The organism is Acutalibacter sp. LFL-21 (assembly GCF_025630755.1).
In the GTDB taxonomy this organism is placed as follows: domain Bacteria; phylum Bacillota; class Clostridia; order Oscillospirales; family Acutalibacteraceae; genus Acutalibacter; species Acutalibacter stercoravium.
Genome location: NZ_JAOTNT010000012.1, coordinates 61,603 through 73,278, shown reverse-complemented (window position 1 = coordinate 73,278; position 11,676 = coordinate 61,603). Strand labels below are relative to the sequence as shown.

Genomic DNA, 11,676 nt, shown 5'->3' with positions numbered 1-11,676 from the left:
GCTTTGTCGGCAAGATTGACTTGCCCGAAGCCTAACGCCCGACCTATCCGACACAACGCGCGAGTGCCGGATAGGAACGGCAAAATTTTTTACACTTCTATTACTTCTTTATCGCACATAAGCAAAGTCGCAGGGCATGAAACAGTTGATGGCGGGCGGCGGCGTTGCCCTTATCGGCCTTACCCTTGTCCCGCTGCTCTCCGGCCTGTTTGGATAATGCCACAAACTAACACTACCCGCCGCGCTCTCCCGCTTCACGCGGGAGGGCGCGGGAAAGGAGGGATTAGCTTTTGATATGGCAGATGATTGAAGATTGGTTTCGCGGCATTTTGACAGACGGAATACTCTCTAATCTCTCCGGGCTGTTCGACAGCGTAAATACAGAGGTTGGAGAAATCGCAACGCAAGTCGGCACAACCCCCGCCGGGTGGAACGCGGGCATATTCAATATGATACGCAGCCTATCGGAAAACGTCATTGTGCCGATTGCGGGCGTTATCATTACCTTTGTCATGTGCTACGAACTAATCCAGCTTGTAATTGAGAAAAACAATCTGCACGATCTCGACACTTGGATTTTCTTCAAGTGGATTTTCAAAACCTTTGTTGCGGTGCTGCTGGTAACAAATACTTGGAACATCGTCATGGGCGTATTTGACATTACACAGAGCGTCGTCAACGACAGCGCGGGCGTTATCATATCCGACACAAGCATAGATATTGCAACCGTTATCACCGATATAGAAGCAAAGCTGGACGCTATGAGCGTCGGCGGGCTTTTGGGGCTATGGTTTCAATCACTCTTTGTGGGGCTTACCATGAAAGCGTTGTCTATCTGTATCATGCTGGTGGTGTACGGGCGCATGATTGAAATATACCTTGTAACGAGTATCGCCCCTATCCCCGTTGCGACAATGGTAAATCGTGAATGGGGCGGCATGGGACAGAACTACTTAAAATCCTTGCTTGCCCTCGGTTTTCAGGCTTTTCTAATTCTTGTGTGCGTCGGTATTTATGCGGTTTTGATACAGACAATCGCAGCAACCGATGACATATCCGGCGCGATCTGGTCTTGCATGGGCTATACCGTCCTCTTGTGTTTTACGCTTTTCAAAACGGGAAGCCTTGCAAAATCCGTATTCAGCGCGCATTAAGGGGGTGCAGATGAAGAAATACAAAATCATTTACGCCGATCCCCCTTGGAGATACGCGAGAAGCAAGGTACAGGGCGCAGCGGAAAAGCACTATCCCACTATGAGTATTGAGGAACTTTGCGCTTTACCCGTCAAAGAAATTGCGGATAAGGACTGTATTTTATTCCTATGGGCGACGTTCCCGCAGCTTAAAGAAGCGTTGCAGTTAATCAAGGCTTGGGGATTTACCTATAAATCCGTTGCCTTTGTATGGTTAAAGCAAAATCGGAAATCGCCCACTTGGTTTTATGGCTTGGGCTTTTGGACGCGAGGAAATGCGGAAATCTGCTTGCTTGCTACCAAAGGACACCCGAAGCGACAATCAAACAAGGTACATCAATTTATTATTTCCCCTGTTGAGCAGCACAGCAAAAAGCCGGATATAACGCGGGAAAAGATACTTGCCCTTATGGGCGACCTACCGCGTATTGAACTGTTTGCAAGGCAGCATACCCCTGGTTGGGACGTATGGGGAAATGAAATCAAAAGCGACATACGGTTTGCCGGAAAGGAGGTTTGAAATGGCGTATGTAACCGTCCCAAAGGATTTAACCAAAATCAAGAGCAAGGTAATGTTCAACCTTACCAAAAGACAATTACTCTGTTTCGGCGCGGCGGTGGCTATCGGGCTACCGCTATTCTTTTTGACAAAGGACAGCGCGGGAACGACAACGGCGGCTTTGTGCATGGTGCTTGCCATGCTGCCCATGTTCCTACTCGCTATGTACGAGAAGAACGGGCAACCGCTGGAAGTGATTATACGGCAATTTGTGGAAGTGAAGTTTCTTCGCCCCAAAGAGCGACCTTATCAGACCAACAATTTTTATACCGCCCTTGCGCGGCAGGAGCGATTAGATAAGGAGGTACGGGCGATTGTCAAAGGAAAAGGGAAAGACCCAAAACAAAAAGCGTAAACTTACGCGGCAGGAAAAGAAACAGATCGACGCGCTTATCCGGCAGTCAAAGGGCGACGGGAAGCCCCATACGGCGCAGGACAGCATACCGTTTGAACGAATGTATAAGGACGGGATTTGCCGCCTTGCAAACGGGCGGTATTCCAAGTGCATTGAGTTTGAAGATATTAACTATCAGCTTGCGCAGCCGGACGACAAGACCGCCATTTTTGAAGCCCTTTGCGATATGTATAACTCTTTTGACGCTTCTATCAGTGTGCAGCTTTCCTTAATCAGCCGCCATGCGAACAAGGAGGATTTCAAGAGCAGTATCACGATTGCCCCACAGAATGACGACTTTGACAGTATCAGAGCCGAATACACCGAAATGCTGCAAACACAGCTTGAACGCGGCAACAACGGGCTTATCAAGACAAAGTTTCTCACCTTTACCATTGAAGCAAAAGATATTAAATCGGCGCGGGCGCGGCTTGCCCGTATCGAAACGGACACCCTCAACCATTTTAAGGTGATCGGCGCGGCGGCGCGGGTATTGGACGGGAAGCAGCGGCTTGAAGTGCTGCATGGGCTTTTCCACCCGGACGGGGAACGCTTCAACTTTGCGTGGGAATGGCTACCCGTAAGCGGCCTTTCCGTCAAAGACTTTATTGCCCCGTCCTCTTTCCGTTTTGGCGACGGGCGAATGTTTCAAATGGGCGGGAAGTTTGGCGCGGTTTCCTTTTTGCAGATTGCCGCGCCGGAACTTTCAGACCGTATGCTTGCCGACTTCATGGAAGCGGAAAACGGGATTGTCGTCAATCTGCACATTCAGAGTATCGACCACAACGAAGCGATCAAGACGATCAAGCGGAAAATCACCGACCTTGACCGTATGAAAATCGAGGAACAGAAAAAGGCAATCCGCAGCGGCTACGATATGGATATAATTCCGTCCGACCTTGCCACCTACGGCGGCGAAGCGAAAAACCTTTTGCGGGATTTGCAGAGCCGGAACGAGCGAATGTTTTTGCTTACGCTGTTAGTTTTGAATGTGGCAGACACAAAGCAGAAATTGGACAACGACGTATTTCAGGCCGCAAGTATCGCACAGAAATACAACTGTATGCTCACCCGCCTTGACTACCGGCAGGAACAGGGGCTTATGTCCTCTATCCCATTGGGCGAAAACCTAATCCAAATCCAGCGGGGCTTGACGACTTCCAGCACCGCCATTTTCGTCCCCTTTACGGTACAAGAGCTGTTCCAAAGCGGCGAAGCGTTGTATTACGGCTTAAACGCATTATCGAATAACATGATTTTGTGCGACAGGAAAAGGCTGAAGAACCCTAACGGCTTGATACTCGGCACACCCGGCAGCGGCAAGAGTTTTTCGGCAAAGCGCGAGATCACCAACGCTTTTCTCATTACCGCAGACGATATTATCATTTGCGACCCGGAAGCGGAATATTACCCCCTTGTGGAACGGCTGAAAGGGCAGGTTATCAAGGTTTCGCAGAACAGCACGCAGTACATTAACCCGATGGATATAAACCTCAATTACAGCGAGGGCGACACGCCCATAGCCTTAAAGAGCGATTTTATCCTTTCCTTTTGCGAGTTGATTATGGGCGGCAAAAACGGGCTGGAAGCGGTTGAAAAGACTTTGATTGACCGCGCCGTTATCAGCGTGTACCGCAGCTACCTTGCAGACCCGAAGCCGGAGAATATGCCGATTTTGGGCGACCTCTACAATGAAATCAAGAAGCAGCCGGAAAAGGAAGCGCAGCGTATCGCGTCGGCATTGGAACTCTATGTAAATGGCAGTTTGAACGTGTTTAACCACCAAACAAACGTTGACATTCACAACCGCCTTGTCTGCTTTGATATTAAAGAACTCGGCACCCAGCTACGAAAACTCGGTATGCTCATTGTCCAAGATCAAGTTTGGAACAGAGTTACCATAAACCGCAGCGAAGGCAAGGCGACGCGGTACTATATCGACGAGTTTCATTTGCTGCTCAAAGAGGAACAGACCGCAGCGTACAGCGTTGAGATTTGGAAGCGTTTTAGAAAATGGGGCGGTATTCCGACAGGTATCACCCAAAACGTGAAAGATTTGTTATCGTCCCGCGAGGTGGAGAACATTTTTGAAAACAGCGATTTTGTGTATATGCTCAACCAAGCCCAGGGCGACAGGGAAATCCTTGCAAAGCAGCTTAACATTTCGCAGCAGCAAATGACCTATGTAACCCATTCCGACGCGGGCGAGGGGCTTATCTTCTATGGCAACGTGATTTTGCCCTTTATTGACCGTTTCCCGCAAGATACGGAACTCTATCGTGTAATGACGACCAAACCCGGCGAGGTGTCGGCATGAGGATAGAAATGGACAAAATCTATTGCGGCGACAGCTTGCAGGTGCTTCAAACCTTGCCGGAAAATGCAGTTGATTGTTGCGTAACGTCCCCACCCTACTATGCCTTGCGGGACTACGGCGCAGACGGGCAGATCGGACGGGAAGCAACGCCGGAGGAATATGTTTCCCGTATTACGGCGGTATTCCATGAGGTAAAGCGGGTGCTTACGCCGGAGGGTACTTGTTGGCTGAATATCGCGGACACTTATTGCGGCACAGGCAGCAAAGCCGACCACCAAGACCCCAAATACCCCAAAGGCAGGAACGGGCAGCAAGTGGCGTTTAACCACCGCGCCCCCGGCTGCAAGCCCAAAGATTTAATTGGTATTCCGTGGCTTGTAGCCCTCGCCTTGCGGGGCGACGGTTGGTATTTGCGCAGTTCTATCATTTGGCACAAAACAAACCCCATGCCGGAAAGCACGCGGGACAGGCCGACCCGCTGCTATGAATATGTGTTTCTGCTTACCAAGTCAAAGAAGTATTATTACGATTGGCAAGCAGTAGCCGAGCCGATAGCCCCCACAACGGCGGGGCGGCTGAAAAGCGGAGTTAGCAAAGGAAATAAGTATAACGTTACTGTTCCGGGGCAAAACCAACCGCAGAAAATCAACCGCCCCCGCGAAAAGGGCGCATACGCCGACGAGTTGATTTCTCCCGTCCGCAGCCGCCGCAACGTTTGGCAGATTAACAATGTCGGCTATCATGGCGGGCATTTCGCAGCGTTCCCGCCGAAACTTGCGGAAACGTGCATTTTGGCGGGCTGTCCCATCGGCGGGATTGTCCTTGACCCCTTTTTCGGCAGCGGCACGACGGGCATGGTAGCAAAACGGCTTAACCGCCGCTATATCGGCATTGAGTTAAACCCCGACTATTGCGAACTTGCAAAACAGCGGATTGGAGGTGATGAAGATTGAGCAAGGAACTGAAAGCCCCCGACAAGGTAACGCAAAAAATGACCCGCGACGGTGCGGTTGCGGAAAACCTCACGACGGGCGAAACGTCCAGTATCAGCGAAAGGCCGCAGGAAGAAAACTATTCAGCCCCCGCAGGGGTGGCAGCGGAAAAGGTTGTGCAGCATATCGGCGCAGAGATTGAGCGACACGCAGCAAAAGGCGCGGAGAAAAAAGCCCTTGACGCGACGCAGCCTAAAACCCATTCTTCCCGCTTGCAGTTTTCCGAAGCGGAACGGGCAACGCCGGAACTTCAAAAAGCGATCAAGAAATCGGATAAGGCGGCAGACTGTTTAGACGCAGCGCGGGCGGCTATCCCCAAGCAGACCAAAATCAAGAAAGAGCGCGTTTTTGACGAAGCGAAAGGCAAGGCAAAGACGCGCCTTTCCTTTGAAAAGACGGATAAGCCCCCAAACGGCAAGTTGCGGCATAACCCCTTATCCCGTCCGGCACAGGAGTTAAACAGTACCGTACATGGGAAAATCTACGAGGTAGAGAAAGAAAACGTCGGTGTGGAAAGCGGGCACCGGGTAGAACTTGCCGGAGAGAAAGCGGGCGGCATGGCGGCGCGGGCAGTTAAGGGCGGCATACGCCGCCATAAGCTGAAACCCTACCGGGCAGCGGCGGCAGCGGAAAAACAAGCGGTAAAGGCAAACGCAGATTTTCTCTATCAAAAGGCGTTGCACGATAACCCCGCGCTTGCGCACTCCAACCCCATTTCCCGTTTTTGGCAGAAGCAGCGCATTAAAAAGCAGTATGCAAAAACGCTGAAAGCGGGCGGCAAAGCGAAAAAAACCGCTGAAGCCACCGCAAAGGCGGCGAAGAAAACCGCGCAGGAAACCAAACGGGCGACGTTCTTTGTTGTCCGGCATTGGAAAGGCTGCTTGATTGTGGGCGGGATTGCCTTTATCGTGCTGCTGCTTTTCGGCGGGCTGTCCTCTTGCTCCCTCTTTGGCGGCAACAGCGGCAGCGGCTTGATTGCGTCGTCCTATCTCTCCGAGGACGCGGATATAACGGGCGCGGAAAGCGCGTATGCCGCTATGGAAGCCGAGTTACAAGATATGCTGGACAATATCGAAAGCGAATACCCCGGCTATGACGAATACCGGGTAAACGCGGACGAGATCGAGCATGACCCCTATGTGCTAATTTCTATCCTTTCCGCGTGGCATGAGGGCGTGTTTACACTCGATGAAGTGCAAAGCACCCTTGAAATGCTCTTTGAGAAACAGTATATCTTGACGGTCGAGGAAGAAGTACAGGTACGCTACCGCACCGAAACAAGGACGGACAGCGAGGGCAACCCCTATACGGTTGAAGTCCCCTATAACTATTACATTCTTCATGTGGATTTGGAAAACTTCAACCTCTCCCATGTCCCCGTTTACATCATGGGCGAAGAACAGCTATCCATGTACGCTATGTATATGTCGTCGCTGGGAAACAGACCCGACCTTTTCCCGCAATCCGGCTATGTGTCTAAATACTATGAAAACCCGCCCGCCGATTATGAAGTACCCGCCGCGCTGCTGGGTTCCGATGAAAAGTTTGCGCGGCTCATGGAGGAAGCAGATAAATACGTCGGTTTTCCCTATGTGTGGGGCGGCAGCACCCCGGAAACCTCTTTTGATTGCAGCGGCTTTGTGAGTTATGTGTTGACGAACAGCGGCCTATACAATACGGGCAGACTTGGGGCGCAAGGGCTTTACAACATCTCAACCCCTGTTTCTAACCCGCAGCCGGGGGATTTGGTGTTCTTTACGGGTACATACGACACCCCCGGCGTTTCCCATGTGGGGATTTATGTGGGCGAGGACGGGGACGGAAGCCCCGTCATGCTGCATTGTGGCGACCCTATCCAGTATTCAAAGCTGGACACCAGCTATTGGCAATCCCACTTTTACGCCTACGGGCGGTTAAATTACAATTAAAAGGAGTTGAAAAATGAATATTGTATCTTTTGGCGGCGGCACGAATAGTGCCGCCTTACTTATTGGCCTATACAAGCACAAAATCCCGATTGACCTTATCACCTTTGCCGATACGGGCGCGGAACACCCGCATACCTATCAATTTATCGAGATAATCAATCAATGGCTTGCGGAACACGGTATGCCGCAGATTACCGTTGTGCAGTATGTTGACCGCTACGGCAACCGCCTATCTCTTGAAACCGAGTGCTTGCGCTCTCATACGCTCCCGTCGATTGCCTACGGGCATAAGCGTTGTTCGCAGAAACACAAAATCGCACCGCAGGAAAAGTTTTGCAACCACTATGCGCCTTGCCGCGAAGTATGGCAGCGCGGCGAGAAAGTCAACCGCTATATCGGCTATGACGCGGGAGAAGTGAAACGGTATGAACATTCCCGCAAGTACAACGAAGCCGACAAAAAATATCATAACCGCTACCCCCTCATTGAAGAATGGGGCTGGAACAGGGACGATTGTATCCGGGAAATCAAAGCGGCAGGATTGCCGCAGCCGGGTAAATCGTCCTGTTTCTTTTGTCCGAGCATGAAGAAACAAGAGATTTTATATCTCAAAGAACACTATCCCGATCTATTTAACCGGGCGGCGACTTTGGAAGAAAACGCTATGCCCTATCTTAAAACCGTTAAGGGATTGGGGCGCAGCTATTCATGGAAAGAACAGTTTGGAAAGGAGTAAATGACTATGGCGAACACGAAACTTGACCGTATCGAAAGGGATATTGAGAAAACGAGGGCAAAAATCCTTGAACAGCAAAAGAAGCTGAAAGACCTTGAAGCGCAGAAAGTCGAGGAAGAAAACGCGCAGATCGTGCAAATGGTAAAGGCGGTACACCTTGACGGGACGCAGCTTGCCGCGTTCCTCTCCGCTTACGCCAGCGGCGAAATCACCTTGCCGCAGCCGGAAGCCACTTACCCCGCCGAACAGGAGGACAACGACAATGAAGAATAAAAAGATAATCCGAAAGTTTACCGTATTGCTTGCCGCACTGGTTATCATGTGCGGCTTTTCTGTTACCGCTTATGCGGGCGGTGGCGATGAAAGCGACGACACGCCTACCCCCGTAACCGAGGAAACCCCCGCGCCGGAAACCGAGCCGGAAGAAACGACGGGCGGCTATGAGCCGCAGCCCCTTACCCCGGACGGGAATATGTCCCTTGTGGACGATATAACGGGTGAAGCGTCCGGCGACAAGCAGTTTATCACCGTCGTTACCAAAAGTGGCAACTATTTTTACATCATCATTGACCGCGCCGAGGACGGGGAAAATACCGTCCATTTCCTTAACCAAGTGGACGAAGCGGATTTAACCGCCCTTATGGAGGACGGGCAGACCGAAGCCCCCGTTTGTAGCTGCACCGATAAATGCGTTGCCGGAAGCGTCAACACCGCTTGCCCGGTTTGCAGCGTCAACATGAGCGAGTGCGCGGGTGTGGAAGCCGAGCCGGAGCCGGAAGAAACCGAGCAGCCGCCGGAAGAAGAAAAAGGCGGCGGCATGGGTATTCTGCTTGTCGTGCTGCTTGTTGCCGCAGCGGGCGGCGGCGCGTTCTACTACTTTAAGATTTTGAAGCCCAAAAAGGACGCGGCGAAAGGCAGCAGCAGCCTTGACGACCTTGATTTTGACGAGGACGACGAGGAAACGGAAGTAGTCGAAACCGAACAGACCGAGCAGGAGGACGATAATCTATGAAACTTGTAATTGCAGAAAAACCGAGCGTCGGGGCGGCGATTGCCGCCGTTATGGGCGCGAATGAAAAGCGCAGCGGATATTTTGAGGGCGGCGGCTACCTTGTGTCGTGGTGTATCGGGCATTTGATTAGCCTTGCAGACGCGGCGACCTACAATGAACAATTCCGTAAATGGAAGTACGACGATCTTCCCATTGTCCCGCAGGAGTGGCAGTTTATTGTTGCCAGCGGCAAGGAGCAGCAGTTTTCCATTCTCAAAGACCTTATGCACCGCAGCGACGTTACCGAGATTATCAATGCTTGCGACAGCGGGCGCGAGGGGGAACTCATTTTCCGCTTTGTCTATGAACAGGCGAATTGCAAAAAGCCCTTTTCCCGCCTTTGGATTAGCAGCATGGAAGCAAGTGCAATCCGCGAGGGCTTTTCAAATCTCAAAGACGGGCGCGGCTATGACAACCTCTATCAATCCGCGCTTTGCAGAGCAAAGGCCGATTGGCTCATTGGCATTAACGCGACCCGCCTTTTCTCTATCCTCTACCATAAAACATTGAATGTCGGCAGAGTGCAAACGCCCACCCTTGCTATGCTGGTAAACCGCGACTATGCAATCAGCAGCTTTAAGAAAGAGAAATATCATGTCGTCCGGCTGGACGTTGGCGGCGTTGCCGCCCTTTCCGAAAGGCAGGACGACGAAGCGGCGGCGCGGCAGATGAAAGCGGCTTGCGAGAAATCGCAGGCCGTTTGTACTTCCCTTAAAAAAGAGAAAAAGACCGCAGCCCCGCCGAAACTGTTTGACCTCACCGCCTTGCAGCGGGAAGCAAACCGTTTGTATGGGTTTACGGCGAAACAGACCCTTGACTATGCGCAAGCCCTTTATGAAAAACGGCTTTTGACCTATCCCCGCACCGACAGCAAATATATCACTTCCGATATGGAGGGCAGCACAAAGGAACTTATCACCGGCCTTTGCGCTGCTCTCCCCTTTATGCAGGGCGTGAAGCTGCAAGCCGACCTTGCGAGGATTTGCGACAACAGCAAAGTAACCGACCATCACGCCATTTTGCCGACAGCGGAGTTTGTGAAAACGGGCTTTTCTTCCCTTGCCGAAAGTGAGAAAAAGCTAATGACCCTTGTGTGCGCAAAACTGCTTTGCGCCGTTGCCGCGCCCTATGAGTATGAAGCGGTTACGGCGGTTTTCACTTGCGGCGGCTATACCTTTACCGCAAAGGGCAGGACGACGCTTTGCGAGGGTTGGCGCGAGATTGAAAGACTATCCCGCGCCGCGTCCGGGGAACAGGACGAGGACGCAGAGCCGGAAGCGGTTTTACCCCCGCTTGCCGAGGGGCAGACCTTTGACAATCCGGCAGCGGAGATCTCCGAACGTTACACGCAGCCCCCAAAGGCATTTACCGAAGATACGTTACTTTCGGCTATGGAGAGTGCGGGAAAGGAGGACACGCCGGAGGACGCGGAGCGCAAAGGGTTAGGCACCACCGCGACGCGGGCGGGTATCATTGAAAAACTCATTAGCGCGGGCTTTGCCGAGCGCAAGGGCAAAAAGCTAATCCCCACAAAGGACGGGTATAACCTTGTCGCTATTCTGCCCGACAGCCTTACGTCCCCGCAGCTTACGGCAGAATGGGAAACGCGCCTTACCGGGATTGCAAAGGGCAGCGACAGCCCCGCCGACTTCATGCGCGGGATTGAGGAAATGACAGCGGGGCTTGTCAAGACCTATTCCGCGATTTCCGAGGATAAAGCGAAGCTGTTTACCCCGCAGCGGGAAGCAATCGGCACTTGCCCCCGTTGCGGCGCGGCGGTTTACGAGGGCAAGAAAAACTTTTACTGCTCCGACAGGGCTTGCAGCTTTGTGATGTGGAAGAATGACCGCTTTTTTGAGCAGCGCAAAAAGGCTTTCACAAAGGCGATTGCCGCCGCCCTTTTGAAAGACGGAAAGGTAAAAATCAAAGGTATGTACTCGACCAAGACGGGAAAGACCTTTGACGGAGTTGTGCTGCTTGCCGACACAGGCGGCAAGTATGTAAACTTCCGCGTCGAGCAGAACCGAAAATGATAAGGCTTGATGAAAAGCAATACCGCGCCGTAAAGAAAATGACCCGCGCCGCTTGTGCAAACAACGATTGCGGGAATTGTCTGCTGCTGGACGACGGGGAAACTTGCGTTTGTGTGCAGAGTATCAGCTATTCGCTGCTATGCCGCTATTTCCGCGAAGCGGTATTACCCGCCGACAGGCAGCTTTGCGAACAGATCACCCGCAGCGGGGAAACCGATTTGAAGCGTTGCGCGGTATGCGGCAGCACGTTTGCGGCGGGCAGCAACCGGGCGAAATACTGCCCCGATTGCGCGGCAAAGATACGCCGCAGACAGAAAGCCCAAAGCGAGAGAAACAGGCGTTTACGGATAAAAACAACTACATAGCAAGCACAGCAAACGAGTACCCGTTTGCGAGAAATGCCCGCGCTTCCCATAGAGAGCGCGGGCATTTTGCTTGTTGGGATAGTCCCAAACCCTTATATGACCGAGAAA

General features: G+C 52.1%; 11 protein-coding genes and 1 pseudogene. All 12 read left to right on the top strand.

Annotated features, from left to right (window positions below; genetic code table 11):
• Window positions 1–121: 121 nt before the first annotated feature.
• A pseudogene (locus ODJ80_RS12560) lies at window positions 122–217 on the top strand (Maff2 family mobile element protein); the annotation flags it as partial.
• Window positions 218–290: 73 nt separating this feature from the next.
• Complete coding sequence (locus ODJ80_RS12555; RefSeq protein WP_002604481.1) at window positions 291–1,154, top strand: VirB6/TrbL-like conjugal transfer protein, CD1112 family; 864 nt, start codon at window positions 291–293, stop codon at window positions 1,152–1,154.
• 10 nt (window positions 1,155–1,164) lie between these two features.
• On the top strand, window positions 1,165–1,713 hold the full coding sequence (locus ODJ80_RS12550) for an MT-A70 family methyltransferase (protein ID WP_002604480.1): 549 nt from the start codon (window positions 1,165–1,167) through the stop codon (window positions 1,711–1,713).
• A 1-nt stretch (window position 1,714) separates the two neighbouring features.
• Window positions 1,715–2,107, top strand: coding sequence for a PrgI family protein (locus tag ODJ80_RS12545; protein ID WP_002604479.1), 393 nt, complete (start codon window positions 1,715–1,717; stop codon window positions 2,105–2,107).
• A complete protein-coding gene (locus ODJ80_RS12540) occupies window positions 2,067–4,463 on the top strand; it encodes a VirB4-like conjugal transfer ATPase, CD1110 family (RefSeq protein WP_002604478.1) in 2,397 nt (798 codons plus the stop codon). Before ODJ80_RS12545 ends, ODJ80_RS12540 begins: the two co-directional genes overlap by 41 nt.
• Window positions 4,460–5,416 (top strand): DNA-methyltransferase, encoded by a 957-nt coding sequence (locus tag ODJ80_RS12535; RefSeq protein ID WP_002604477.1) that lies wholly within the window; start codon window positions 4,460–4,462, stop codon window positions 5,414–5,416. The genes ODJ80_RS12540 and ODJ80_RS12535 overlap by 4 nt, the downstream gene beginning before the upstream one ends.
• A gap of 38 nt (window positions 5,417–5,454) precedes the next feature.
• Window positions 5,455–7,383 carry a CD1108 family mobile element protein gene (locus ODJ80_RS12530; protein ID WP_425516017.1) on the top strand — a complete coding sequence of 643 codons (1,929 nt, stop codon included), beginning with the start codon at window positions 5,455–5,457 and terminating at the stop codon, window positions 7,381–7,383.
• 13 nt (window positions 7,384–7,396) lie between these two features.
• Window positions 7,397–8,119 (top strand): phosphoadenosine phosphosulfate reductase domain-containing protein, encoded by a 723-nt coding sequence (locus tag ODJ80_RS12525; protein WP_002604475.1) that lies wholly within the window; start codon window positions 7,397–7,399, stop codon window positions 8,117–8,119.
• 6 nt (window positions 8,120–8,125) lie between these two features.
• On the top strand, window positions 8,126–8,392 hold the full coding sequence (locus ODJ80_RS12520; RefSeq protein ID WP_002584965.1) for a DUF4315 family protein: 267 nt from the start codon (window positions 8,126–8,128) through the stop codon (window positions 8,390–8,392).
• A complete protein-coding gene (locus tag ODJ80_RS12515) occupies window positions 8,382–9,131 on the top strand; it encodes a DUF4366 domain-containing protein (RefSeq protein WP_002584964.1) in 750 nt (249 codons plus the stop codon). Before ODJ80_RS12520 ends, ODJ80_RS12515 begins: the two co-directional genes overlap by 11 nt.
• Complete coding sequence (locus ODJ80_RS12510) at window positions 9,128–11,203, top strand: type IA DNA topoisomerase (RefSeq protein ID WP_002584963.1); 2,076 nt, start codon at window positions 9,128–9,130, stop codon at window positions 11,201–11,203. The genes ODJ80_RS12515 and ODJ80_RS12510 overlap by 4 nt, the downstream gene beginning before the upstream one ends.
• Window positions 11,200–11,568, top strand: a complete 369-nt coding sequence (locus tag ODJ80_RS12505; protein WP_002584962.1) for a cysteine-rich VLP domain-containing protein — start codon at window positions 11,200–11,202, stop codon at window positions 11,566–11,568. Before ODJ80_RS12510 ends, ODJ80_RS12505 begins: the two co-directional genes overlap by 4 nt.
• The last annotated feature ends 108 nt before the right edge of the window (window positions 11,569–11,676 follow it).

What these genes read in the sequence shown, in the direction of transcription:
- ODJ80_RS12530 (WP_425516017.1), top strand. Translation starts at nt 5,455, where the DNA reads ATGACCCGCGACGGTGCGGTTGCGGAAAACCTCACGACGGGCGAAACG.
- ODJ80_RS12505 (WP_002584962.1), top strand. Translation starts at nt 11,200, where the DNA reads ATGATAAGGCTTGATGAAAAGCAATACCGCGCCGTAAAGAAAATGACC.
- ODJ80_RS12510 (WP_002584963.1), top strand. Translation starts at nt 9,128, where the DNA reads ATGAAACTTGTAATTGCAGAAAAACCGAGCGTCGGGGCGGCGATTGCC.
- ODJ80_RS12535 (WP_002604477.1), top strand. Translation starts at nt 4,460, where the DNA reads ATGAGGATAGAAATGGACAAAATCTATTGCGGCGACAGCTTGCAGGTG.
- ODJ80_RS12550 (WP_002604480.1), top strand. Translation starts at nt 1,165, where the DNA reads ATGAAGAAATACAAAATCATTTACGCCGATCCCCCTTGGAGATACGCG.
- ODJ80_RS12515 (WP_002584964.1), top strand. Translation starts at nt 8,382, where the DNA reads ATGAAGAATAAAAAGATAATCCGAAAGTTTACCGTATTGCTTGCCGCA.
- ODJ80_RS12545 (WP_002604479.1), top strand. Translation starts at nt 1,715, where the DNA reads ATGGCGTATGTAACCGTCCCAAAGGATTTAACCAAAATCAAGAGCAAG.
- ODJ80_RS12520 (WP_002584965.1), top strand. Translation starts at nt 8,126, where the DNA reads ATGGCGAACACGAAACTTGACCGTATCGAAAGGGATATTGAGAAAACG.
- ODJ80_RS12525 (WP_002604475.1), top strand. Translation starts at nt 7,397, where the DNA reads ATGAATATTGTATCTTTTGGCGGCGGCACGAATAGTGCCGCCTTACTT.